The sequence below is a fragment of the Blautia sp. 2227st1_G12_2227SCRN_220401 genome (assembly GCF_039062885.1).
Classification (GTDB): domain Bacteria; phylum Bacillota; class Clostridia; order Lachnospirales; family Lachnospiraceae; genus Blautia_A; species Blautia_A fusiformis.
The window spans coordinates 60,717-87,021 of record NZ_JBCLNI010000011.1 but is presented as its reverse complement, the minus strand read 5'-3'; the positions used below and the strand labels follow the sequence as shown (position 1 = coordinate 87,021).

The 26,305-nt window shown below is 46.1% G+C and carries 20 protein-coding genes; 4 read left to right on the top strand and 16 right to left on the bottom strand.

Features of this window, described 5'->3' with window-relative positions:
• The first annotated feature begins 90 nt into the window (after positions 1-90).
• Together typA and adhE are read left to right on the top strand one after the other, a co-directional pair.
• Positions 91-1,923: a translational GTPase TypA gene (gene typA, locus ABCM67_RS07710; protein WP_059086972.1), complete on the top strand. Its 1,833-nt coding sequence runs from the start codon at positions 91-93 to the stop codon at positions 1,921-1,923.
• A gap of 788 nt (positions 1,924-2,711) precedes the next feature.
• Positions 2,712-5,348, top strand: coding sequence for a bifunctional acetaldehyde-CoA/alcohol dehydrogenase (gene adhE / locus ABCM67_RS07705; RefSeq protein WP_022427337.1), 2,637 nt, complete (start codon positions 2,712-2,714; stop codon positions 5,346-5,348).
• Positions 5,349-5,503: 155 nt separating this feature from the next.
• Here the strand turns inward: adhE and ABCM67_RS07700 are convergent, their stop codons facing one another.
• The 14 genes from ABCM67_RS07700 to ABCM67_RS07635 all read right to left on the bottom strand — a co-directional run bounded on the left by ABCM67_RS07700 (position 5,504) and on the right by ABCM67_RS07635 (position 23,144).
• Positions 5,504-6,694, bottom strand: a complete 1,191-nt coding sequence (locus ABCM67_RS07700; protein ID WP_059086685.1) for a pyridoxal phosphate-dependent aminotransferase — start codon at positions 6,692-6,694, stop codon at positions 5,504-5,506.
• A 156-nt stretch (positions 6,695-6,850) separates the two neighbouring features.
• A complete protein-coding gene (locus ABCM67_RS07695; RefSeq protein ID WP_015526252.1) occupies positions 6,851-7,405 on the bottom strand; it encodes a phosphatase PAP2 family protein in 555 nt (184 codons plus the stop codon).
• A 354-nt stretch (positions 7,406-7,759) separates the two neighbouring features.
• Positions 7,760-8,434: a V-type ATP synthase subunit D gene (locus ABCM67_RS07690; RefSeq protein ID WP_021975777.1), complete on the bottom strand. Its 675-nt coding sequence runs from the start codon at positions 8,432-8,434 to the stop codon at positions 7,760-7,762.
• Positions 8,435-8,448: 14 nt separating this feature from the next.
• Positions 8,449-9,822 (bottom strand): V-type ATP synthase subunit B, encoded by a 1,374-nt coding sequence (locus ABCM67_RS07685; protein ID WP_015526254.1) that lies wholly within the window; start codon positions 9,820-9,822, stop codon positions 8,449-8,451.
• Position 9,823: 1 nt separating this feature from the next.
• Positions 9,824-11,593, bottom strand: coding sequence for a V-type ATP synthase subunit A (locus tag ABCM67_RS07680; RefSeq protein WP_021652679.1), 1,770 nt, complete (start codon positions 11,591-11,593; stop codon positions 9,824-9,826).
• 24 nt (positions 11,594-11,617) lie between these two features.
• Positions 11,618-11,938, bottom strand: coding sequence for a V-type ATP synthase subunit F (locus ABCM67_RS07675; RefSeq protein ID WP_021652678.1), 321 nt, complete (start codon positions 11,936-11,938; stop codon positions 11,618-11,620).
• Positions 11,931-12,902 carry a V-type ATPase subunit gene (locus ABCM67_RS07670; protein WP_044962242.1) on the bottom strand — a complete coding sequence of 324 codons (972 nt, stop codon included), beginning with the start codon at positions 12,900-12,902 and terminating at the stop codon, positions 11,931-11,933. The genes ABCM67_RS07675 and ABCM67_RS07670 overlap by 8 nt, the downstream gene beginning before the upstream one ends.
• A gap of 30 nt (positions 12,903-12,932) precedes the next feature.
• On the bottom strand, positions 12,933-13,526 hold the full coding sequence (locus tag ABCM67_RS07665) for a V-type ATP synthase subunit E family protein (RefSeq protein WP_147602679.1): 594 nt from the start codon (positions 13,524-13,526) through the stop codon (positions 12,933-12,935).
• 20 nt (positions 13,527-13,546) lie between these two features.
• On the bottom strand, positions 13,547-14,017 hold the full coding sequence (locus ABCM67_RS07660) for a V-type ATP synthase subunit K (RefSeq protein WP_015526259.1): 471 nt from the start codon (positions 14,015-14,017) through the stop codon (positions 13,547-13,549).
• 4 nt (positions 14,018-14,021) lie between these two features.
• The gene (locus tag ABCM67_RS07655; protein ID WP_147602680.1) at positions 14,022-16,028 is read right to left on the bottom strand and encodes a V-type ATP synthase subunit I; all 2,007 of its coding nucleotides are present in this window, start codon (positions 16,026-16,028) and stop codon (positions 14,022-14,024) included.
• Positions 16,029-16,044: 16 nt separating this feature from the next.
• The gene (locus tag ABCM67_RS07650) at positions 16,045-16,353 is read right to left on the bottom strand and encodes a V-type ATPase subunit subunit G family protein (RefSeq protein WP_022427344.1); all 309 of its coding nucleotides are present in this window, start codon (positions 16,351-16,353) and stop codon (positions 16,045-16,047) included.
• Between the two features lie 313 nt (positions 16,354-16,666).
• Positions 16,667-17,764, bottom strand: coding sequence for a substrate-binding domain-containing protein (locus ABCM67_RS07645; RefSeq protein WP_021652672.1), 1,098 nt, complete (start codon positions 17,762-17,764; stop codon positions 16,667-16,669).
• 140 nt (positions 17,765-17,904) lie between these two features.
• Entirely contained in the window at positions 17,905-18,603 is a 699-nt protein-coding gene (locus ABCM67_RS07640) for an RluA family pseudouridine synthase (protein ID WP_092069748.1), read from the bottom strand.
• Between the two features lie 2,282 nt (positions 18,604-20,885).
• Complete coding sequence (locus ABCM67_RS07635; RefSeq protein WP_342992710.1) at positions 20,886-23,144, bottom strand: hydratase; 2,259 nt, start codon at positions 23,142-23,144, stop codon at positions 20,886-20,888.
• A gap of 227 nt (positions 23,145-23,371) precedes the next feature.
• Between ABCM67_RS07635 and ABCM67_RS07630 the strand changes: the two genes are divergently transcribed.
• On the top strand, positions 23,372-23,638 hold the full coding sequence (locus ABCM67_RS07630; protein WP_015526267.1) for a hypothetical protein: 267 nt from the start codon (positions 23,372-23,374) through the stop codon (positions 23,636-23,638).
• Positions 23,639-23,670: 32 nt separating this feature from the next.
• Positions 23,671-23,871, top strand: coding sequence for a hypothetical protein (locus ABCM67_RS07625; RefSeq protein ID WP_021651433.1), 201 nt, complete (start codon positions 23,671-23,673; stop codon positions 23,869-23,871).
• Positions 23,872-24,157: 286 nt separating this feature from the next.
• Here the strand turns inward: ABCM67_RS07625 and ABCM67_RS07620 are convergent, their stop codons facing one another.
• Positions 24,158-24,757 (bottom strand): hypothetical protein, encoded by a 600-nt coding sequence (locus tag ABCM67_RS07620; RefSeq protein ID WP_022427348.1) that lies wholly within the window; start codon positions 24,755-24,757, stop codon positions 24,158-24,160.
• Positions 24,758-24,906: 149 nt separating this feature from the next.
• On the bottom strand, positions 24,907-26,295 hold the full coding sequence (gene murF, locus ABCM67_RS07615; protein ID WP_147602682.1) for a UDP-N-acetylmuramoyl-tripeptide--D-alanyl-D-alanine ligase: 1,389 nt from the start codon (positions 26,293-26,295) through the stop codon (positions 24,907-24,909).
• Between the last annotated feature and the right edge of the window lie 10 nt (positions 26,296-26,305).

Sequence of the window (26,305 nt, the reverse complement as noted above, 5' to 3'; positions counted from 1 at the left end):
AATCTCACAAAAATGTGATAGACTATAAATTTGGACATCATTTTTAACAAAAAAGATTACTTATATATGGAAAGAAAGGATTTGGATTATATGAAGACCAAGCGTGAAGATGTTCGTAACGTGGCCATTATCGCCCATGTCGATCACGGTAAAACAACACTTGTTGACGAGCTTTTGAAACAGAGCGGTGTTTTCCGTGAGAACCAGGAAGTCCAGGAACGTGTCATGGACTCCAACGATATTGAGCGTGAGCGCGGCATTACGATTCTCTCCAAAAACACCGCAGTTCATTATAAGGATGTAAAAATCAATATCATCGATACTCCAGGTCATGCGGACTTCGGCGGCGAGGTAGAGCGTGTGCTGAAGATGGTAGACGGCGTTATTCTTCTTGTGGACGCCTTCGAGGGTGCCATGCCTCAGACTAAATTTGTACTTCGTAAAGCTCTCGAACTGAACCTGCATGTTATTGTCTGCATCAATAAGATCGACCGTCCGGAAGCACGTCCGGAGGAGGTTGTCGACGAGGTTCTGGAGCTTCTCATGGATCTGGACGCATCTGACGAACAGCTGGACTGCCCGTTCCTGTATGCCTCCGCAAAGGCCGGCTACGCAGTTCGTAACCTCGATGATAAGCCTGAGAATATGGCTCCTCTTTTTGAGACCATCCTTGATGCGATCCCTGCTCCGGAGGGAGATCCGGACGGAGATACACAGGTTCTTATCAGCACCATCGACTACAATGAGTATGTAGGCCGTATCGGTGTCGGTAAGGTTGAGCGCGGAACCATTTCCGTGAACCAGGAGCTGATGCTTCTGAACCATCATGACCCTGACAAACACGAGCGCGTAAAGATCAGCAAACTCTACGAATTTGACGGACTGAACAAAGTTGAAGTTAAAAGCGCTACCATCGGAGCTATTGTTGCAATCTCCGGTATCGCGGATATCCACATTGGAGATACCCTCTGTGCAGGAGACAACCCGGAGTCCATTCCGTTCCAGAAGATTTCCGAGCCAACAATCTCCATGAACTTCCTTGTAAACGACAGTCCTCTTGCAGGACAGGAAGGTAAATACATCACTTCCCGTCACCTTCGTGACCGTCTCTACCGTGAGCTGAACACAGACGTCAGCCTTCGTGTAGAAGACACCGATACAACCGAGTGCTTCAAGGTTTCCGGCCGTGGTGAGCTTCACCTCTCCGTTCTTATTGAGAACATGCGCCGTGAGGGATACGAGTTTGCAGTCAGCAAACCGGAGGTTCTCTATCACACAGACGAGCGTGGACGTAAACTGGAGCCGATCGAAATCGCATACGTTGACGTTCCGGAAGAATTTTCCGGTACTATCATCCAGAAACTCAGCGAGCGTAAAGGTGAGCTTCAGGGTATGAGCACAGCAAGCGACGGAACTGTACGTCTCGAGTTCTCCATCCCCTCCCGTGGACTAATCGGATTCCGTAACGAATTCCTTACCTCCACCAAGGGTACCGGTATCCTGAACACCATGTTTGACGGATACGCACCATACAAGGGAGACTTCCCTTACCGTAAACAGGGTTCCCTCATCGCTTTCGAGGCAGGCGAGACTGTTACCTACGGTCTTTTCTCTGCTCAGGAGCGTGGTACTCTCTTTGTCGGACCTGGCGAGAAGGTGTACAGCGGTATGGTCATCGGACAGAACGGAAAGGCCGAGGATATCGAACTGAATGTCTGCAAGACCAAGCACCTTACCAATACTCGTTCCTCTTCCGCTGACGATGCACTGAAGCTTGTTCCGCCAAAGATCTTAAGTCTTGAGCAGGCCATTGAATTCATCGACCAGGATGAGCTTCTTGAGGTAACACCGACAAGCCTTCGTATCCGTAAACGTATTCTGGACTCCAGAGACAGAAAACGTGCCGCATTCCGCAAGAGCTGATCGAACCTGGCTATCATTTACTGTTGAGCAGAAACCTTTTACAGTAATTCGGCGCAAAGCCGCATAGTGAATGCGGATGCTTTTATCCGCCTGACCTATATTTATATAAACTGCCATATGGGAAGCATTTCCTGTATGGCAGTTTTTTTCTGCATTTCTGAAAAAAATCCCGATAATTTCCGCCTAATTATTCTGAAAATTTAAATAATTTCAAGTTTTTTGGTTTCTTATGTTATCACGCTTTACTTTGCCACAATATTTTTGTGATTTTTTCATCAAAATTATTCCGTATTTTTGTTAATTATTTATCGAATTCTCTATTGACGTCTGGAATCACTTGAATTATAATGTGTACATGATCGTTTGACAAAAGTTTAACGTTAATATTTTAACTACATGCTGCGTTTTATCTTTTGCCCACCCTTCATATGTGTGCATGTTTTTTGTCAGTGCTGACAATTTTTTAACATGTTTTTTGTGCACAGTGCTGAATTTCAAAAATTTTTTTTAAGATTTTTCCAATAATTCAGCGTTCTGCAAAGTAAAATTTACAGTATTTTCCCCGATTTTTCTGTTCGTCATTTTGCACATAGCGACAAAATTCAGAATTTGCGTTTTTTTCAGAATTTTGATACTATATCAGTATCGAAACTGAAAATTCAATCAGATTGAATCAACAACGAAACGCAGCGCGGGGACTTACAAAAACTCTGCAGCATCTGCCGGCGAAAAAAGGATAAGCCCGCAGGACCACAGACCATTATCATATGAAAACAGGAGGATTCCACATGGCAAAGAAAGAAACTATCCCTACCATCATCGACACTCCAGAAGCCCTGACCGCGAAAATGGCTGCAATGAAAGAAGCACAGAAGATCTTTGCTACCTACACACAGGAGCAGGTTGACAAGATCTTTAAGGCAGCTGCTACTGCTGCTGACAAGATGCGTATCCCTCTTGCCAAAATGGCTGTTGAGGAAACAGGCATGGGTATCATGGAAGACAAGGTTATCAAGAACCATTACGCAGCAGAGTATGTTTACAATGCATATAAGAACACTCAGACATGTGGTGTTGTAGAAGAAGACAAGGCATACGGACTCAAGAAGATCCTGGAACCTGTAGGACTGATCGCTGCAGTTATCCCTACAACCAACCCGACCTCCACAGCAATCTATAAATCTCTTATTTCCCTGAAAACCCGTAATGCGATCATCATCAGCCCGCATCCGCGTGCTAAGAAATCCACTATTGAAGCTGCAAAAGTTGTTCTGGAAGCAGCTGTTGCCGCAGGTGCGCCGGAAGGAATCATCGGATGGATCGATATCCCAAGCCTTGACCTTACCAACATGGTAATGCAGAACGCAGATATCATCCTTGCCACCGGTGGTCCCGGAATGGTCAAAGCAGCTTACTCCTCCGGTAAACCGGCTGTTGGTGTAGGACCCGGAAATACACCTGCCATTATTGATGACAGCGCAGATATCCGTCTTGCAGTTAACTCCATCATCCACTCCAAGACCTTTGACAATGGTATGATCTGTGCTTCCGAGCAGTCCGTAACTGTTCTGGAGAGCATTTATAAAGAAGTGAAGGAAGAGTTCCTTTACAGAGGATGCTACTTCCTTAAAAAAGACGAGATCGAGAAAGTCAGAAAGACCATCCTTATCAACGGTGCACTGAATGCCAAGATCGTAGGACAGAAGGCTGCTACTATCGCTGAAATGGCAGGCGTTACTGTACCGGCTGAGACCAAGATCCTGATCGGTGAGGTTGAGTCCGTTGATATCAGCGAAGAATTCGCACACGAGAAGCTTTCCCCTGTACTTGCCATGTACAAGGCCAAGAATTTTGACGATGCTGTTGCAAAGGCTGCGCAGCTCGTTGCAGACGGCGGCTATGGTCATACCTCTTCCCTCTACATCAACGTAAATGAAACAGAGAAGATGGATAAATTCGAAGCAACTATGAAAACCTGCCGTATCCTTATCAATACACCTTCTTCCCAGGGTGGTATCGGTGACCTTTATAACTTCAAGCTTGCTCCATCCCTTACTCTTGGCTGCGGTTCCTGGGGCGGTAACTCCGTATCCGAGAACGTTGGTGTCAAACACCTTCTCAATACCAAGACTGTTGCTGAAAGGAGAGAGAATATGCTCTGGATGAGAACACCGGAAAAGGTTTACTTTAAGAAGGGCTGTATGCCGGTTGCTCTTGATGAGCTCGGTACTGTTATGGGCAAGAAACGCTGCTTCATCGTAACAGACTCCTTCCTCTACAAGAATGGCTACACCAAACCGATTGAAGATAAACTGGATCAGATGGGCATCGTTCATACATGCTTCTCTGATGTAGCTCCTGACCCGTCTCTCGCTTCCGCCAAAGCCGGTGCCAAGGCTATGACAGCCTTTGAGCCAGACTGCATCATCGCTCTTGGCGGCGGTTCCGCAATGGATGCCGGCAAGGTTATGTGGATGCTTTATGAGAATCCGGACGCTGACTTCTCCGATATGTCCATGGACTTCCTGGATATCCGTAAGAGAGTTTATACATTCCCGAAGATGGGTAAAAAAGCTTACTTCGTAGCGATCCCGACCTCTTCCGGTACAGGCTCCGAGGTTACTCCTTTCGCCATCATCACAGATCAGGATACCGGCGTTAAATGGCCACTGGCTGATTACGAGCTTCTCCCGGATATGGCGATCGTAGATACCAATAACATGATGAGCGCACCGAAGGGACTTACCCGTGCTTCCGGTATCGATGTTATGACACATGCCATTGAGGCTTATGTTTCCATGATGGCTTCCGATTACACCGATGGTCTTGCACTGAAAGCGATCAAGCTTGTATTTGAGTATCTGCCGCGTGCATATAAAGATGGCAATGACGTAGAGGCCAGAGATCACATGGCTAACGCTTCCTGCATGGCAGGTCTTGCATTCGCCAATGCATTCCTCGGCGTTAACCACTCTCTCGCTCACAAGCTCGGTGCTTTCCACCACCTGCCACACGGTATCGCAAACGCAGTTGTTCTTCTGGATGTTATGCGTTACAACAGTGCTGAGGTTCCGACTAAGATGGGTACTTTCCCACAGTATCAGTATCCGAAGACACTTGCACGCTACGCTGAGATCGGACGTTCTGTAGGTCTTACAGGCAAGAACGATGCAGAAGTATTCGAAAAACTTCTTGCTAAACTGGATGAGCTTATGAGAACTATCGAGATCCTGCCGACGATCCGTGATTACGGCGTAGATGAGAAACATTTCCTGGAAACTCTGGATGAGATGTCCGAGCAGGCCTTCAATGACCAGTGTACCGGTGCCAACCCGAGATATCCGCTTGTATCCGAGCTGAAAGATATCTATCTGAAAGCTTACTACGGAGAAATGCCAAATAAAGAAAAGAAAAAAGCCAAATAAATGTGGAACATCCTTTTAATGAAACACAGTCGGGAGTCTATTCACTCCCGACTACGTTTCATTTGCTTATTCCCTCTTGCAAAAGATCCCCGATACAGGGCTGCATAAACAGACTGTACCGGGGATCTTTTATTCAACTGCTTTGTAATGACCGTTTATTTCAAGCCATACTCTGCTGCAAGTTTTTTAAATTCAGGAAGAGAATTCACAATTGTCTCATAGGATACACAATATGCAAGTCTCACATAACCGGGGCATGCGAAGGAGCTTCCCGGTACCATAAGAATGTTATATTTCTTACCGGCTTCACAGAAGGCTTTTTCGTCTTCAACCGGAGATTTTACAAAGAGATAGAAGGCACCCTGTGGTTTGATACACTCAAATCCGCATTCTTTCAGGCCATTATAAAGTGCCTGCCGATTTTTATCATAAGCTACAAGATCCGTCTTGGCGTCTACACATTTTGCAACTACCTTCTGGATCAGGGACGGTGCATTTACACAGCCAAGTGTACGGTTTGCAATGGTTGCTGCAGAGATCAGCTCTTCGCTTCCGTCTGCCTCATCAGGGATCACCAGATATCCGATACGTTCACCCGGAAGGGAAAGAGATTTGCTGTAGGAATAGCCCACAACAGTATTGTTATAATATTTCGTCAGGTATGGGACCTCCACGCCATCATAAGCCAGCTCACGGTATGGCTCATCGGAGATCAGGTAGATCACACTTCCGAACTCTTTCTGTTTTGCTTCCAGGATTGCGGAAAGCTTCTTGATCGTTTCTTCTGAATATACAACTCCGGTAGGATTGTGTGGGGTGTTTACGATAACCGCTCTTGTCTTCGGTGTGATCTTCTGTTCAAACTCAGCGAGATTTGGCTGGAAGGTTGTGGTATCTGGAGAGATTTCCACAAGGACACCATCATAATTGCGGACATATGCACCGTATTCCAGAAAATATGGCGCAAAAACGATCACCTCTTCTCCAGGATTCAGGATTGTTTTCAGGATCACATTCAGTCCGCTTGCAGCACCGACGGTCATGATCAGATTCTTTGCGGAAAATTTCGTATCGAAACGTCTGTTGAGGGATTCTGCGATGGTCTGGCGTACATCCTCAAAGCCTGCGTTGCTCATATATCCGTGAAGAACTGTCGGATCCGTAGTGTTTACAAGCTCGATAATTGCTTCGCGGACGCTGTCCGGTGCCGGTACACTTGGATTTCCGAGACTGAAATCAAAAACCTTGTCTGCGCCGTATTTCGCACGGAGGCGGTTTCCTTCCTCAAACATCATACGGATGGCGGAATTATTTTTTACGTAGGGTTTCATTTTTTCTGATATCATTTTGTGCTCTCTCCTTTTATCCGATTTTACAGGGTTTCATATCATTATTTCTACCATAGCCAGAATCTGTTGTACTGTCTACAATTTTACCCCGTCTTGCTTCAGCGTGTCAATACTTTGTCCAGGTAAAGTGTTTCATATTTCCTATGGACAATGCTAGTGTACCTGTTTGTCTTCCGGTTTCGTTCGCACGATCCATACTGACAACATGCTTCCCACCAGCGCGATCACGAATCCGGTCAGAACATCTGTCGGATAATGGACACCAAGATACAGTCTGGAAAATGCCACCAGTGCTGCCAGAACTACTGCCGGGATTCCGAATTTCTTCGGAAGCATCCGGAGCATTACCAGAGCAACGGCAAAGGATGCTGTGGTGTGACCTGACGGAAAAGAGAAATCCTTCGGTTTGGTGATCATAGGGATGAGAGCTTCGATTTCCGCAAAAGGCCTTGGTCTTGCCACTATATTTTTAAGAAGCAGGTTGGTAACGATCGCCCCGAAGATCAGGGACAAGGCTGCCGCATAGCCTGTTTTTCTCGTCTTTGGAACAGCAAGAAGAACAACTGCACAGAGGATCCAGAACCATCCTCCGTTTCCCAGAAATGTAACAGATTTCATAAATGGTGTCAGCATATCCGTTCTTAAATATCGCTGGATCAGGAGAAGGATTTCTCCGTCCAGCTGTTGTATTGACTGTAAAATATTCATATACCTCTTACTGATCAGACGCTACCGCAATCTGCTTTGCCAGCTGTTCATAGCCATGCAGCTGCCCGGCAGTTTACCTGGTCAGATCAGCTTTCTCCTCTTTCTTTATTTTTCATTTCTTTATTTTTCAGCAGACAGAGCAGCTTTCTTTTATATTTCTGCATCTGCAGCTGTCTGATTTGCTTATTATCTATTATACTGTATTTTTCTTGATTTTCTGATAACAAAAGCTAAATATTTTATAAATAAAACGCCCCTGCACTGCCGAAATTTCACACAGTACAGGGACATCTCCTTTCCGTTACTTAAAACTTTCTATATAAACTTTTCTTTTTCTTTCAGGATGGCTGCGCTTTACGCTCCGCGCTCTGCCTCCCGCTCCTTATAATGATGTGCCTCCTCCAGCATCATATCTTTCACCTTCATCAGTCGGATCTGGGTACTTCTCTCGTTCTCATCCAGCTTCATGGTGATGTATTTGATGTTTGCCTGTGCTTCCGGTATGATGACATGCTCCAGGGCATTTACACGACGCCTTGTTTTTTCGATCTCGGAAGCCATAAGCTGACAGGCCTTTTCCACTTCTGCCAGACGAAGCATATCCGGCAGGATGTCTGCCAGGGATTTTACCGCTCCGTCCAGATCACTGGATGTAAAAGCAAAGCCATAGGAATAAATATCGTTGGCATCCGGTGTTCTTGTTTTGTATTCAAAAACAGGAATATCCACACTCATGACATTCTTTTTTCCGGTTTCCAGATAAACTTCCTGCTTGGGAGCCATCAATGCCGTATTCAGCGTCTCCTCCGACATTCCTGCTTTTGCAATGACAAAATTGGTGTTGGCGCTTCGGATACCGGCTTCTACTTTTTTTCGCAGCTCCATATTCTCCCGTACCAGATCCAGGAACTGTCTCATCAGCTCGTCCCGCTTATCCTTCAGAAGCTTATGGCCACGTACTGCAGTCACCAGCTTCTTTTTCTGCTTCGTAAGCTCCATACGGGTAGGATTCACCTGTGTTGATGCCACAAATCATCCCCCCTTTATACTTTTCCGTAATACTGATCAAGGAATTTGTCATCGATACGTTTCAGCTCGCTTCTCGGAAGAATGGAAAGCAGCTTCCAGCCGATGGCCAGTGTTTCCTCAATATCACGGTTAGCCTGATAGCCCTGGGAAACATATTCCTTCTCGAAAGCATCCGCAAATTTTGCATAGATCAGGTCAATATCGGAGAGAGCTGCCTCACCAAGAATGGTCATCAGCTCTTTGGCCTCTTTACCACGGGCATATGCGGCAAACAGCTGATTCATGGTGTTGGCATGGTCTGCTCTTGTCTTGCCTTCACCGATACCCTTATCCTTCAGTCGTGACAGAGACGGAAGAACATCGATGGGCGGTGTGATTCCCTTACGGTAAAGCTCACGGCTCAGGATGATCTGTCCCTCTGTGATGTAACCGGTAAGGTCCGGGATCGGATGGGTCTTATCATCCTCAGGCATAGTCAGGATCGGAACCATGGTGATACTTCCTGATTTTCCTTTCTGACGGCCTGCACGCTCATAAAGAGAAGCAAGATCTGTGTACATATATCCGGGATATCCACGACGTCCCGGAACCTCCTTACGAGCCGCGGAAACCTCACGGAGAGCATCCGCATAGTTTGTGATATCCGTAAGGATTACCAATACGTGCATGTCTTTTTCGAAGGCAAGATATTCAGCCGCTGTCAGTGCCATTCGCGGAGTAGCGATACGCTCAACAGCCGGGTCATTTGCCAGGTTCACAAACAGAACAGTACGATCTATAGCTCCGGTTTCCTTAAAGCTCTCTACGAAGAAGTTTGACTCCTCGAAAGTGATACCCATGGCTGCAAATACAACGGCAAACTGCTCATCTTTTCCGCGAACCTTCGCCTGTCTTGCAATCTGTGCCGCAAGCTGTGCATGGGGAAGACCGGATGCGGAGAAGATCGGAAGCTTCTGTCCGCGTACCAGAGTATTCAGTCCGTCAATCGCAGATACACCCGTCTGGATAAACTCCTCCGGATAGCTTCTGGCCGCCGGATTCATGGGAAGTCCGTTGATATCTCTTCTTTCCTCCGGAAGGATCTCCGGGCCGTCATCAATGGGACGTCCCAGTCCGTCAAAAACACGACCCAGCATATCGCCGGATACACCAAGCTCCATGCTCCGTCCCAGGAAACGTACCTTGCTGTTGGAAAGATTGATACCTGTGGAGCTCTCAAACAGCTGCACCAGAGCATTGCTTCCGTCGATCTCCAGAACACGGCATCTTCTTGTTTCGCCATCGGCAAGCTCGATCTCACCAAGCTCGTCAAATGCTACATCTTCAACGCCCCGTACCAGCATCAAAGGGCCGGCAACTTCCTGTATGGTCCTATATTCTTTTGGCATTTTACAGGCCCTCCTTTCCCAGAAGTTCTGCAGTCTCTGCTGCCAGCTGGCGGGTTACTTTCTCATATTCTGCTGCCAGCTGATCTTCTTTTGTATATTTATAACGGCCGATCTGCTCACGTACCGGAAGCTTTACGATATCATTGATATCTGCGCCCTGTTTCAGCGCATCCAGACCCGCATCATAAAATGCAAGTACCAGACGCATCATATTGTGCTGTTTTTCCAGAGATGTGTAGGTATCGATCTCGTGGAAAGAGTTCTGGTGGAGGAAATCCTCTCGGATGGAACGGGCTGCTTCCATTTTCAGTCGGTCACCCGGAGAAAGCGCATCCATACCTACCATCTTTACGATTTCTTCCAGCTCTGCCTCTTCCTGAAGAAGGGTCATCATTCTCTGACGGAGCTTCATCCAGTCATTCGCTACATTTTCGTCAAACCATCCGCCAACGCTGTCCAGATACAGAGAATAGCTGGTCAGCCAGTTGATCGCCGGGAAATGACGTTTGTATGCAAGGTTTGCATCCAGTCCCCAGAATACCTTTACGATTCGAAGTGTCGCCTGGGAAACCGGCTCGGAGATATCACCACCTGGAGGAGATACGGCGCCGATCGCTGTCAGGGCACCCTCTCTTCCGTCTTTTCCACTGCAGATCACATGTCCGGCACGCTCATAGAACTGTGCAAGACGGGAACCAAGATATGCAGGATAACCTTCCTCGCCTGGCATCTCCTCCAGTCGTCCGGACATCTCACGGAGAGCCTCAGCCCATCTGGAAGTAGAATCTGCCATCAATGCTACGGAATATCCCATATCACGGAAATACTCCGCAATTGTAATACCTGTATAGATCGACGCCTCACGAGCTGCAACCGGCATATCTGAGGTATTGGCGATCAGAACCGTACGCTCCATCAGGGATTGTCCTGTTTTCGGATCCTTCAGCTCCGGGAACTCGTTCAGAACATCTGTCATCTCATTTCCACGCTCACCGCAGCCGATATAAACCACGATATCTGCCTCAGCCCATTTTGCAAGCTGATGCTGGATAACCGTCTTACCGCTTCCGAACGGGCCGGGAACTGCTGCCACACCACCCTTGGCAATAGGGAACATGGTATCAATAACACGCTGTCCTGTTACCAGAGGTTTAGCTGGCGGAAGTTTCTTCTTATATGGACGGCCACGTCGTACCGGCCAGTGCTGCATCAGGGTCAACTCTTTATCGCCGTCTGCTGTGGAAAGAACTGCAACGGTCTCATCCACGGTAAACTCGCCGGATTTAATTTCCTTCAGAGTACCTTTCATATTGGGAGGTACCATGATCTTCTGTGTAACAACGATAGTCTCCTGAACGGTTCCAAGAACATCGCCGCCCTCCAGCGGATCTCCCACCTTCGCAACCGGAATGAAATTCCATTTTTTGTCCCGCTTCAGGGCAGGAACCTCAACGCCTCGTTTCAGGTTGTTGCTGCCTGCTACCTTCATGATGTCATCCAGCGGACGCTGTATTCCATCGTAAATGCTTGTAATAAGGCCAGGACCAAGCTCCACGGAAAGGGGCACCTCCATGGACTCTACCGGTTCTCCCGGACGAAGTCCTGAAGTCTCCTCATATACCTGTATGGAAGCCTCATCTTCATGCATCTCAATGATCTCACCGATCAGACGCTGGCTGCTTACACGAACCACGTCATACATATTTGCATCCCGCATACCCTTGGCAATTACCAGCGGTCCTGCCACCTTCTTAATGGTTCCTCTGCTCATCTGAACCAATCACCTGCTTTCTTGTCACTCATTACTGAAAAGAATATCGGAGCCAACTGCCGTCTCCACGGATTTCTTTACATTTTCGATACCTGCACCTGTATTTCCGGAAATTCCGGGAATCTGAATGATCGCAGGCATCAGCTCCTCACTGTATTTACTGATCTCTGCGGAAAGCTGGGCCGCCAGCTGTTCCGTAATATAAATAACCGCATATTCACCGGCTGCCAGACGGTTAAGCTTCTCTTTACCTTCTGCAGGATCCTCCACCGGAAAAGTATCAAGGCCAAGAGCCGCAAACCCGTAAATGCTGTTATAATCACCTAAAACTGCGATCTTATACATACATTTCCCTTGCCCTTTCCCGGATAAACTCTTCCGGAAGGCCGCTGCGCTTTCCGGTGAGAATGATCCGCACCGTCTTGATCTCATTTTCACGGGCAAGCACATAGGCTACCAGCGGTCCCAGTGAAAATGAATTATACAGCTGAGGGCGGATGGTCTCCATGATCTGGTTATCACACCATCTCTCAAAAGCGGAAGCTGATTCCGCCAGTGCCAGAGCTCCGTCCCCATATTTCGTTTCTGCCAGATAACCCATGATCTGATCCATTCCGCTTACTGCCGCGTGGATCAGTCTCTCCTTATCCAGTGTGTCACATTCTGCCATGGCTTTTTTCATAAAGTCCGAACTTTTTCCTGTTTTGCAGGCACGGACTGCGATCCGGATATCTGCTACCGCTACCGTGGATTCCGCATACTGCCGGACGATCTCTTCTTTTGATCGTCCTCCGGCTTTTTTTATGGCATCCAGTGCTGCCCTGTCTACGATAATATCCGCAAGCTGTCCGTCTCTTGTGTGCAAAAAGGTCTCATAGGCTTCTCTTGCCGCTTCCCGCATATCCTCAGGAAAACGATCATATTCCTTATCCTTCAGGAATTTCACCATATCCTCTCCGTCAATGGAACAGTCGCTGAAAAAAATATTCGGCGCTGCCCCTTGCAGGATGCTTGCCTTCACAGCCGCTTTCATATTATGGAAAAGATCCTGATAAGAAAGAACAGAAAAAACAGATCGGTCCGCTACCAGCGAATCCATGATCTCCCAGATCTTTTCTCTCTCCCGGGAAAGAATGGCGTCCGCACCGGCTGCAGGATCACCGTTTCCCCAGCCCTTCTCTGTAAGGATCTGAAGGCACTGCTGCTCATCCTGACATGCCAGAAGCTGCTCGATCGCCGCCTGATTCAGAAGTCCGGTCTCCAGAACACGTATCCGCGCCACCGCATAGGCATAATCTTCACCAAACATCATTCACGCCCTCCTTTTTGCGATGGTGTTTTACGCAAACAAAATCTTTCTTACCTGATCCAGAAGCTCATCCCGCTTCTCTGCGAACATGGCATCAATGGAACAGTTTTCCTCAATGCCGCCGTATATCAGGATAAAACCTCCGTCTATGTTTCGGGTTTCACCGGAAATTTCCAGCACACCACCCTTTTTCTGTGCCAGGCTCTTTATTTCCTCACGGAAACCTGCCGGCATACGTTCCAGATCCTTTTTTGAAAAACAGATCTCTCCTTCTCTTGGAAGAAGATATTTCTCAGCCATATTCTTAAGGATCTCAAAATATTTTTCTTCATCCAGATTCTTCACACGGTCACAGGCATCTGCGATCACATTTCCGATCAGCTCCTGCTTGGCTGCAAGAACTGCGGTACGCTTCTTCATATCTGCAGCGGAAGCTGTCCGCTCTTCATAGCTTTTCACCTTTGCCCTGGACTGTTCTTCTCTCTGCTGCCGGATCTTATCTGCCTTTTCTCCGGCTTCCCTGAGGATCTCTGCGGCTTTTTTCTCCGCATCACTGATCGTAACGGCTGCAGAAGCATCGGCCTCTTCAAGAATCTGGCTTACCATCTTCTCTAATCCTGTCATGCTCTGCCCCTCCTGATGAATCAAACCTGAATTCCGCTGACTGCAAGAATGGAGATCAGAAGAGCCAGAATCGCATATGTCTCAACCATTGCAGGGAAAAGCATGGCTTTACCGAACTGCTCCGGTTTCTTGGCTACGATACCGATGGAAGCTACGGAAGTTTTTCCCTGATGGATTGCAGAAAGAAGACCTGCGATAGCAATCGGAAGACAAGCCACAAAGATCATAAGACCGGTTTCCAGGGAAATATCAGCAACACCGCCGCCCAGGATACCAACCTTGGAAAGTGCAAGGAATGCTACCAGCAGTCCGTAAATACCCTGCGTACCGGGAAGAAGCTGAAGAAGCAGAACCTTAGCAAATTTGTCCGGGTCTTCTGTTACAACGCCTGCTGCTGCACGGCCGGCTGTACCAACACCGATGGCGGAACCTATACCTGCAAGAGCTACGGAAATTGCTGCTCCCAATAATGCCCAAACGATACCACTCATAATATTAATCCTCCTTAATATCTACATATTTTGTATTTTCGCGGAAGGGGTGGAACTCTTTTCCTCCGCCCTCAAAGAATTTACCGAAAAACTCTACGTACTGTAATCGGCAGGTGTGCACGTATGCACCCAGAAGATTGATCAGAAGGTTAAAGATATGACCAATCACAAATACAAGGATAAATACGATCCATCCCAGAATACTGTCTCCCAGCATACTTCCCATCTGGTTCATAACTGATGCGATAACTCCGGTGGCAAGTCCCAGGGCCAGAAGTCTGGAATAGGAAAGGATATCACTGACCCATCCCGTGATATTGTAAAGATCATAGGCTCCAAGCGCCAGCCTCAGGAATGGATTCTTCTTATCTCTTCCTGACATGAAGAGAATTCCCACCGCACCGATGATCGCCATCCATTTTCCGACCTGTATCACTGCCGGTGAAAGGTTCAGATCCATCTGAGAAATAGAACGGAACATGCTGCTTGGGATAAAGATCAAGATCAGTCCCATAAGAAGCAGGAACCAGAGTACTACGTCACAGAAAAAGTCGAGATATTTTCTGTCACGTAACAGCATGTAGCCCTTAAGACCCATTCCCAGAAACATATGGATCAGACCAAACAGCATGGAGAACACCAGAAGTCTCATTGGCTCATTTAACGGTGCAAACCATACCGGCTTCACCGTGACCGGCCTGTGCAGATATACCTTCGAAAATACATCGATAAAATCTCCGAAATATCCGCCAAACATCACGCCCCAGAACAAAGTGGACAATCCACAGTACATAAAAAGCCGGATGGATTTCTGCATTCCGCTCTCCATCCTGGGGAACTTCAGAAGTACTCCCAGACAAACTGCAAAGACGATCAGTCCATATGCTGCGTCTGACAGCATCAGTCCGAAAAGAAATACATAGCAGGCTGTCATGATCATGGAAGGATCGATCTCTCCCTTTCCGGGAAGACCAAATGCTGCCAGAACTCCCTCTCCTGCTGCTCCGAATTTGCCGTTCTGAAGGGCAACCGGAACATTTTCTCCCTCAGCATCTTCTGCTTCAAAAACAATATCGTACTTCTCCGTAAGCCGTTTCTCCATTGCAGAAACCTGTTTCTTCGGAAGATATCCTGTCACAAAAAAAGTGCTCTCCGACTGGCGGAGCTGTCCTAATACCTCATATTTCTGTGCACGGATCCGGAAATAATCGGACAAAAGCTGAAGAGAGCTCTTCCTGTCGTGAAGAGCACGTATCTGTTCCCGGATCTGTTCGGACTCTTCCTGAATGCGTACCACTTCATTCTTAAGGTTCTCCAGCTCCTGTGCCGGAACCTCTGATACCAGCTGTGCCGGTCTTGCAAATCCCTGCATCCGAAGCGCTTCTTCCAGTTCCTGTGCCTGTGCTTTCAGGCAGACAACCACCAGGCTCAGCTTACCGGCGTCATTTGAGATTTCCCGAATGTCAAAGGCTTCAAGCTGTGGTGCATCCGCTGCCAGCTGACTGTATACCTGATCCAGAGTTATATTTCCATCAATACTTCCCACAAGTACCGCTGCTTTCGCTGTACCGCCGAAGTTCATCGGAATATCCAGCTTCAGCCATGGAGCAAGAGCTGCTTCCTGCTGCTCGATCTTAACTGCTGCCGCATTGTTCTCTGTAAGCTTCTTCCGGTATCCCTGGATTTCTCTGGCTGTTCTCAGGATCTCTTCCTGATCCCGGATAGCTTCTTCCTCCTGCTTCCTTCCGATCAGCGGTTTCCCTGCCAGGGATGCCAGCATGGATTGCTTTTCCTTCGAAAATTCATCCAGTATTTCGATTGCCTGATCACAAAGGGATGCGTTCTTCTCAAAGATCAGCCGGGCATTCATAGTATCCATCGTCTTAAGCTCCGGATCCAATTCCGCTGCATCGATCTCCAATACTCCAAGTGACTGCAGTTCTTCCAATATGGCCTTACGGTTCTTTTTCATTGCGCAGATACTGATTCGCTGCATCTGCAATACTGCCATTTTCGCACTCCCCCTCTCAGAACAAACTGTCCATTACTGTCTGGATTGCCTGCTCGTGCTTCGACTCCGCTTTCTTTTTCAAAGCTGCAAGCTCTTCCTCCGCCTGTCCAACGACAGTGTTCTCTGTACTGTGTGCACGTTCTTCGGCTGCTTTCATATCAGATGCCGCCTGTTCGCCGGCGGCTGTTTCCGCCTTTCTGATAATATTCTCTGCCTCTTTCTCAGCTTCGCTGATGATACTCTGTGCACGGACGGATGCATCCTTTATCTTCTGCTGTGCTTTTGCCTCCGCCTCTTTCACTGCCTTGATCGTTTCCTGGATCATCTGATCACCGCCTCTCTGCATATCCAAATTGTACCACAATCGCTTTTTCAAAACAATGTTTATTATGCAATTTAACGATAAATTTATTTGTATTGTGTCAAAAAGTCGTCATATATGTTATATTTTTGCCATTTTTTCGCACACTTTTTATTTGTTTATTCTATTCATATTTTTTATTTTTATTCAAAAAAGCCATCAGCCCGATGAAAATGTTTTTTACATCTTCATCGGGCTGATGGCTTTCAGTTATGAACAGACGGTGAATGCGGACTAACCTATTCACCCGACCTACAGTGGCTATCTGTTCTATTTGTTAATTGTACAGGTAATTTGCAATGTCTTCGCTTTTGATATTCTCAGCATCGATCCATACCGGATCAAGTAAAACCTTCTTATCAATCTTTGTTTCCTTCTTCGGTGCAGTAGACTGAATAGCCGCCCACATGGTCTGATATCCCATCGCATAAGGATTCTGTGAAAGCACTCCCAGTTCTTCCCCTTTCTGGATCGCTTCCTGCTGTTTGCTGGTTGCATCTACGCCTACCATAGCAACTTTATTTTCTCCTGTGTCCTTATTTACCTCCAGAAACATTTCAGAAACCTCGGCATTGGTGCAGAAAACGCCATCCAATGCCGGATATTTATCCAGAACTTCCTTCATGGCTTCCTTCATATCATCAACCTGGTCAGAATATACGGTTTCCACCACTTTAATATCCGTATAATTTGCAATATTATCCAGAAATCCTTTTACACGCTCCTGCGCGCTCTGTGTTTTCTCCTGTGCGGAAAAAACAGCCACATTTCCCATTTTTCCAATGGCGCTGCCAAGCTTATATGCTGCATATTTGCCGATCTGTGTATTGTCTGTTCCACGGAAAGCTCTGACCAGCTTCGTATCACTGACATTGGAATCAAATGCGACCACCGGAATTCCGTTCTCTTTCGCTGCTTCCAGCTGTGCCTGACAGGAATCCATATCTCCGGCAGAAAGACACACTACAGATGGATTCTCAGCGATCACTGCATCAAGAGTATTGATCTGACTTTCTACGTCCTCTTCATCATCCGGACCCTCAAAGGTCATCGTGATCTGCTTGTCTTTTTTGAAACCATACGCTTCATTTACGTCCTTGACAGCAGCTTCCATTCCTTCTTTTACTTTATTCCAGAACTCGCCTTTTTTGCTTTTGCTGACAACAGCTATTCTGGCACCTTCTTCAATAGAAAGAGTGTCATCGATCTCAGGGATCAGCGGGCTTTTTTCTTCTTCCACTTCGGTTGCTTCAGGGGTTTCCTGGACATCTGCTACAATCGGTGCAACAAGCTTTTCTACTTCTTCTTTCTGACAGCCTGTCAGCAGGGTTGCCACAGCCAACAAGGCTGCTGACGCTACTGCAGCTCTTTTCATTGTAATCTCCTCTTCCTCGCTGGTTACTGTTCTTTATCGTCTGCCTTGTCCGTCCACAGTAACTTATACTTTACAAAAATCTTACATTTGGTTACTTGCTTTTTACATTATACACTTTTTCGTATTTCCGTCCAGAGTTTTTACACTTTTTTCACAAAATCCAGAAACGCGCTTCCCTGTGGCTCTGTTTCAAACTTCATCATTTTTCCTGTTCTGGGGTGTTTGAATTCCAGACAACTGGAACAAAGTCCCAGTGATGTACCTTTTTCTCCCGAAGGATTATATTTCCGGTCTCCGAGAAGGGGCAGTCCCTCATGAGAAAGCTGCACACGGATCTGATGATGCCGGCCTGTTTCCAGCCTGATCTTAAGAAGTGTCCGGGATTTTCCGTTTATCTCCTGCTGATCCAGAACTTTATAGTGAAGGATCGCTTTTTTTGCTCCCGGTGTATTGGCAGACACCACCTGAGACATGTTGGCTTTTCCATTTTTTTTCAGATAGTCTGTAAGAGTCCCTTCTGAGCTCTTTGCTTTTCCCTCTGTTACTGCCAGGTAATATTTTCCGGCGCCTCCTGCCATCATCTGTTTACTCAAATTTCCTGCTGCTTCGGATGTTTTCGCAAATACAAGAATGCCTTCTACCGGCTGATCAAGGCGATGTACTACTCCCAGATATGGGATCTTTCCCGGTGTTTTTTGTGCCAGATAATTTTTCAGGGCACTTTCCATATCCATTGTTCCTATTTTTGCTGCCTGCACCGGCATTCCTGCTGTTTTTCTGCACACAAGGATCTCTTTGTCTTCATATAAAATATTTTCTTCAATCTGATAATTCCACATATTTTCTCATCTTACTTCCTTTCTCACAGAAGTATAACTGATGATGTTTTTGATGGCAACTGATAAATATAACTGTTCGGAAAAATCTCTGATCGAAAATTTTGCTCTCTGCTCGGATCATATTATTTTATCCAGGGCTTTTCGGAACGGTTATATACTTAATATATGCAATCTTATATACACAACGAGACGGTCATCACTTTTTTTACTTTTACAGTTTCCAAAAATGATGACCGTCTCAACACTCTTCGTTATTCAATTTTTCTTCCTCTTCGTTCTTTCGAATAAAGTTTTCTTGTTATACTTATTATACATATCAATCGAAATCTTTGATTTTATATACTTTATAAAATAATTTCGATTCTCTTTATTCAATTTTGAAATTTTTCTTTTTCAGATTCTCTCTTCTTTTTTATTTCCTGCTCATAAACGACTGATATATGTAAGTATATCTCTTCGATTATTTAGAAAGTTTTATAGACCAGAAATCATTTTTTACGATGTTTGATTTCCTGTTTATCTGAAGAATTTCGGTGGTTATACTTTTTCCTGTTCACTAAACAATTCTGGACTTAACTTCTTAAATTCAAAACCATTTGTCATCTCTGTACTTTGCGATCTGCTGATTCAAATCGACCTATTGGGATTTTCTCCTCTGCAGTTCTTTAAAGTATCCTGGAAAAAAGTTCCTGCCCGATTCTTCTGTTTTTAATATCCTCTCAGATATTCTTCTGATGCAAAGCTTCAATCCATATCCTAATGGTTCTGATATGCATTTCAAAGTATCGTTCTCATCTTCACGTTTGTTCTTGGAATCTCTTCTTTCCAACGAACCGGTGAGTTGAGGGTTTTACTCTTTCGGGAAATATTTCTTTACATATTTCCTGAAATCTTTGTATCAGGTGTGTGACAGTTGTTCAATATGAGTTACCGATTCTATATTACCTGAAATACTGATTTCCTTTTGTTTCTGATTTCTTAAAATATAAGTAAGATTTAAGAGGATCTTATTTATATTTCATAAAAGAAACTTCTGTTTTCTTAAGGTGTATCATATGTGATCTGTATCAGGTCTTTCTTGCAGGAAATCCGGTTCCTGTCACTCTCATATTGATGATGGTGTTTGTTTATGTTCCCACTGGAATCACCTTTTCCTTTCTTCATCCTTCATGTGCATCTATGCTATGAATTGAATGATTTTCTTTTTTGTTTTTCTCTTGTTGTTTTTGATGGTCTTATAATAACATCGTTGCGGGTATTTGTCAATACATTTTTGTGTTTTTATGCTATTATTTTTATTTATTTGTTTTGTTATGTGTTTATATTTTATAATTTGTTTGTATTTTTTATTATTTTCTGTTAATTTATGCTATTGTGAAGTTGTGAAGAACGGGATGGTATGTTGCAAACGGACGGTCGGGAAGGACGGGAGGGGCGGGTGAGGCTTCGGAGGTCTAGTGCTTCTAAGGCTGCGGGGATTCTGCTAAAACCGCTGAAAAAATCCCAGAACTCGCTAACGCTCAAACAGCTGGGATTTTTCCAGCAACGCAGCCTCCCCGCGGCCTAAGAAGTACTACGACTCCTGCAGAGTCACCCGCCCCTCCCGTCCTTCCCGCCCTGACTTTCGAACATGGAAAGTTAGTTAGAAAAGTTTCTGTGTGACTGTATTGGCCCTGCAAACATTGCAATGTTTGTACTTTGCAATGTTTGCAGGGGATTGAGATAAACTTTATTCGAAAGAACGAAGAAGAAAAATTGAATAACGAAGAGTGTTGAGACGGTCATCATTTGTTGAGCTTTTCTTGATATTTTTACCGGGGCTGGGATTTGTCTCTGGGAATGTCAGCGTGAGGTGTCCTGTGGGGAGCAGGGGCTTCGGAGTGAGCCTTTGGTCATACTTGGCGGCTGAGGTGACCTGTGGAAAGGTATTCTGCGGATACAGGCCGCAGAATAAGGCCCATCTGTCTGAGCCAGGTACGCATCAGCGTACATGGCGAGTTATTGGCCGGCCTTTTCACAGGTTGCCTCAGACGCTTAGTATGACCAGGCGAAACGACAGCCTCTGCTCCCCACAGGACACCTCACGCGTCCGCATCATCCACATCCCATAAATAAGTATCCATAACCTTAAAAGTAAAAAAGCAGACCGGCAACCTCGATTAAAACGGTCACCAGTCTGCAAAACAACACGGAAATTCTTAAATTACTATATTCCGCTCTGCAGCATATTCATGAACACACTTCCATCACCTTCACGCTCTATATGTGTTCAATCCCTGCATCTATTTACGATTATAATTGATCAGACAACCCTTAAGGATGATCTCTCTCTCATCATCTGTCAGCTCACCCAGAGTTACATCGAACTCCTTCAAAGAATCACCTTCAACAGTATATCCCTTGATCACGTCTGCTTTTTCCTCAACCGCCTTGCGGATTCCCGGGAAGAACAGATAATCACCGTTCTTGAACGGAAGATCTCCGGACGGGATCAGGAATGGAAGCATACCCCAGTTGATCAGATTGGAACGATACCTCTTGGTTGCATACTCATTGGCAATGTTTGCCCAGCCGCCAAGTACCTTCTGGCAGGATGCAGCCTGCTCTCTGGCAGAGCCATCGCCCGGTTTCACTGCAAAGATGGTACTTCCTACGCCAAGGTTGGTCTTATCTACATCCGGATAAGTCTTGTTGATGGTTTTAATAACCGGTTTCAGTTCCGGAACAGCCTCTGCCGGGCAGTTACCTGCCTGGATTGCCTTCTGTGCTGCCTGGATCTCTTTTGCACGGCCAACATAAGCCGGATCCTTTCTGGACAGTGTGAATTCTGCAAGTCCAAGCGGATTGGAACGGTAGGAGGATGTCTCACCAGACGGGATCAGCTCGTCAGTGGTAGTAACCGGATCGTGGATCTCGGAAACAACCTTCAGGATCAGGTTGTCTGCAAGTGCAGCCATCTCCGGCCAGTCTTTGATATTCGGTCCAAACTGGATCTCTACGCTTGGATCTGCCACGCCCTTGCTGTCAAATACACGGTTCTCGTAGATAGACTTATCAAAGTAGTATTTATGCTCGGAATAGCTTCCGTCAAACTCCTCTGCTGAGGTAAGGAATCCCTTGTTTGCTGCTGTAGCTGCAATGGAACGTGCATCCATAAGTGCAACCGAAGAGATCTGACCGTTCTGGATCTTGGAGCCTTCACGGTTCGGGAAGTTTCTGGTTGTATGACGGATACTGAATGCATTGTTTGCAGGTGTATCTCCGGCGCCGAAGCACGGTCCGCAGAATGCAGTTTTCACAACTGCGCCTGTTCCGATCAGTTCTGCAAGAACACCATTCTTAGCCAGTTCCATGTAGATTGGAGTACTTGCCGGGTATACACTTAAGGTGAAGGCATCATGGCCGATATTTTTGCCCTTGAGGATATCTGCTGCAGCGCAGATATTCTCGAATCCACCGCCTGCACAACCGGCAATGATTCCCTGCTCAACATAAAGCTTGCCATCAACTACCTTGTCTCTCAATGTGAACGGAATCTTTCCGTCAAGGCTTACCTGTGCTCTCTTCTCCACATCTGCAAGGATATCGTCAAGGTTTGCCTTCAGCTCATCGATGGTGTAGGTGTTACTTGGGTGGAACGGCATTGCGATCATTGGTTTGATCTCACTGAGGTCGATCTCTACACAGCCGTCATAGTATGCAACGTTGCCCGGTTTCAGTTCTTTGTAATCCTCCGGTCTTCCGTGGATCGCATAGAATTCCTCGATCTTCGCATCTGTCTGCCAGATGGAGGAAAGACATGTGGTTTCTGTTGTCATAACATCAACACCGATACGGAAATCTGCGCTTAAGCTGGCAACGCCTGGTCCAACGAACTCCATAACCTTATTCTTCACATAGCCGTTGGCAAAAACCTCGCCGATGATGGCAAGCGCAACATCCTGCGGTCCTACACCCGGACGTGGAGCACCTTTCAGATAAATAGCAACTACTCCTGGCATATTAATATCGTATGTCTGGCAGAGAAGCTGTTTTACAAGCTCCGGTCCGCCCTCTCCCATAGCCATGGTTCCAAGTGCTCCGTATCTTGTATGACTATCGGAGCCGAGGATCATCTTTCCGCCGCCTGCAAGCATTTCTCTTGCAAACTGATGGATAACTGCCTGATGAGGCGGTACATAAACTCCGCCGTACTTTTTGGCACAGGTGAGACCAAACATGTGGTCATCTTCATTGATGGTTCCGCCTACTGCACAGAGGGAGTTATGGCAGTTGGTCAGTACATATGGTACCGGGAACTTCTCAAGTCCTGAAGCTCTTGCAGTCTGGATGATTCCCACAAATGTGATATCATGGGAAGTCAGTTTATCGAATTTGATCTGAAGTTTCTCCATGTTATCGGATTTATTATGAGCCTTGAAAATAGAATATGCGATGGTATTCTTAGCAGCCTCTTCTTTCGCTACAGGCAGATCAGCCTGGTTCTCGGGAATGATTTCCTGTCCGTTCTGAAGATAAACGCCGGTATCGTAAAGTTTCATTTCGGTTCCTCCAATCTGTAATGATTCTTTTTTTCATAATTTCGTTTATTATAGAGGATTTTTACACATTAGTCAATAAAAGTGAACACACCTGGTGCATTGTTTTGCGTACAAGCGTTATTGCCCTGTGCTTTACTTTCCCTGCAAAATCCGCTATACTGAAGACCATATCGGACGGATATTCATATTCTGCCGGCTGTGGCAGTTTCAATACGGAGGTACTGTTTATGTTTCGTTTATGGGGAAAAATATGGAAAGACAATCGCATGCTTCAGGACACCGTTGTCTGTGATGACAGCGATGATACCAGAACCCACAAGATCTTTCACGGACTTGAGGAAATCTGTTATCAGATGGATCTGGGAAATCCTATCTGGCTGGATGCCACAGTGCGGGATTTCAAAAAGCATGATAAGGCCCGTTTTTATCAGGATAATTTCATTGAACATATTGAGTTCGACTACCTGGAGATCCAGGTGATCGAGGAAGACTGAATAACATATAAAAGGACGCAGGAAAGCCACGAATGCTTATCCTGCGTTCTCTTTTTTTAAAAATTCCCAATCTGGGAGGTATATTTCAGAAGATCATGCTTACTGCCTTTAATGAAGTTTATGCTCTCAGCCAGGAGAAAAATGTAACGCTCCGTATGGCAGCTTACATGGTTGCGATCAAGAGGATCACCACAGCCGGCAAGCTCCGTGGCGGCCCGATCTCCATGGGTTGATAAGGTATAGCTGATAAATTTCTTATCTTACACAACTGCATACATAAAAAACTCTCCGGCGGATACAGAGAATCGTATCTGCCGGAGAGTTTTTTATAAGTATATATTTCGTCAATCGGATATCCTAAAGTCCCCCCGCTGCTTATTGCTTTTCGCAATTGAAGCAGGGGACTTACCTGATTCAGTTAATCTTCAGCATTTCCAAAAATCACTGCATCCGGTTCCCTTATTCCGGGATACCTTTGTGTACATTTCTGTATTTTCTCAAATATACCGGGATATGTTTTTACTCTGCATTCATAAACTCCCGTATGATCTCCCGCATGATCTCTTCCTCCTCCGGAGAAAGCATCTTGCTGAAGTGACTTCCGGTAGCAGCCGTCTGACGGATACTTCTGGTGATCTTATCTACGATCTCTTCCTGCAGAACAGGATCCGGCTTTTCTGCGACCGGTACTTCCTCCACCCAGGTACGGACCTGTTCCACATAATCTGCAAGAGAAGCCATCACAAGCTCTTCCTTATAAGAAAAGTCCAATGCCTGACGAAGAAGAAGCAGTACTACCGGCACTGCCGCCCCTATATAAAGATAAAGCATAGACAATCCTTCCCTGTATCCCAGTCTGCTGTTGAGAAAAACAGACAGTCCCAGAAGAAATGTACAAAACAGTGACGGATACCACACAAATCGGTTCATCCGATGCCAGAGCCTGTCCCTTGACTTCCACAGGTTCAGCCATTTTTCTTTGAGATTCTGTAATCGCTGCGTATTTCGGATCATTCTTCGGTAGGTAAGGTTTGTTGCCAGCATCCCCAGACCGCCGATACATCCCATGGATGTCATGACGTAAAGCGGGATGTTCAGCTTCATGATCATCTCCAGCATAAGCCCTCCCTTTTTCACTGCCGCACAGTGCCTGAGCGTGCTTTTGTTCTATAGCCGCACTGCTCATCGCCTTAGGAATATTATACTTCTATATAACTTAACTGGAAAGAATTTTCGTTCGTCAAATGCTGCCCCTGTTTTCGGTCTTTTTACATTTCCTGCAGTGCTTTGACTACATTTTCAAATTTCATGAAGTGAGAAGCTTTTACGAGGATGGTATCTCCAGGTTTCACATATGTGTTCAGGTTCTTAAGAAGGCTTTCCAGATCTTTTTCCCGGATGACTGTCAGGTCTGGATTGGTCTGAGATGCCTTTTCCGCGATATGGGCTGCAAGTGGTCCTACGCAGATGCATGCATCGATCCTGCACTGACCTGCATGAACGCCTACACCTTCATGAAGTGCAGCTTCATCCGTTCCAAGCTCACCCATATCGCCAAGGATGGCAACCTTTCTTCCAAGTCCGTCCTGAAGAACATCCAGGGAAGCCTTCATGGACATGGGATTTGCGTTGTAGCAGTCATCTACGATCATGAATTTATCGGTCTCGATCATATTGAATCTTCCGCTGACCGGTTCCAGGCTTTCGATGCCATTTTTGATCTGCTCTGCATTCAGTCCGTAAAGTCTGCCCACAGCTGCTGCTGCCAATGCATTGGATACCATATGACGTCCCGGCATTGGAATATCTACATGAAATGTCTGGAGCTCTCCGTTCTCTGCCATTTTTCCTTTCAGACAGATGTCACAGCTCATTCCCTTCAGGCCACGGCTTTCCACATTTTCACAGGTAACAGAAGCATTTTCTCCGTTTCCGAAAAATACTGGCTGCATGCCGTTGTATTCCTTTACTGTGGAGAGCTTATCATCATCACCGTTAAGTACGATATTTCTCTTCACATACTGAAAAATCTCTGTTTTTGCCTTCAGGACGCCGTCTCTGTCCCCAAGGTTTTCCAGATGGCAGGTTCCGATGTTTGTGATCACGCAGGTGTCCGGTTTTGCGATCTTTGCAAGACGGGTCATCTCACCGAAATCACTGATTCCCATTTCCAGAACTGCGATCTCATCTTCATCACGAAGGCGGAATACTGTCAGTGGAAGTCCCAGCTCATTGTTGAAATTTCCCTGGGTTTTCAGTGTACGGTATTTTTCCTTTAGCACAGAGGCGATCACCTCTTTTGTGCTGGTCTTTCCAACGCTTCCTGTGATTCCCACAACCGGAATATCAAGCTGCTCCAGATAAAACTCCGCAATGTCTTTTACTGCCTGAAGGGAGGAGCCTACCTGGATATACGGATGATCCGCCCCTTCAAGAGTTCTCTCGGATAAGGTCGCGAGTGCACCTGCTTCCATTACCTGCGGGATAAAACGGTGAGCATCCACACGCTCTCCTACTACCGGTACAAAAAGACCTCCTTTTTCCACCTTACGGCTGTCCGTTGTGATCGCAGTCACTTCCTCCTGAAGTTTTTCCTGCGGGCCGTGGTAAATACCATTGCAGACTTTTGTGATATTTTCCAATGTAAGATTTTTCATGAATAAAATC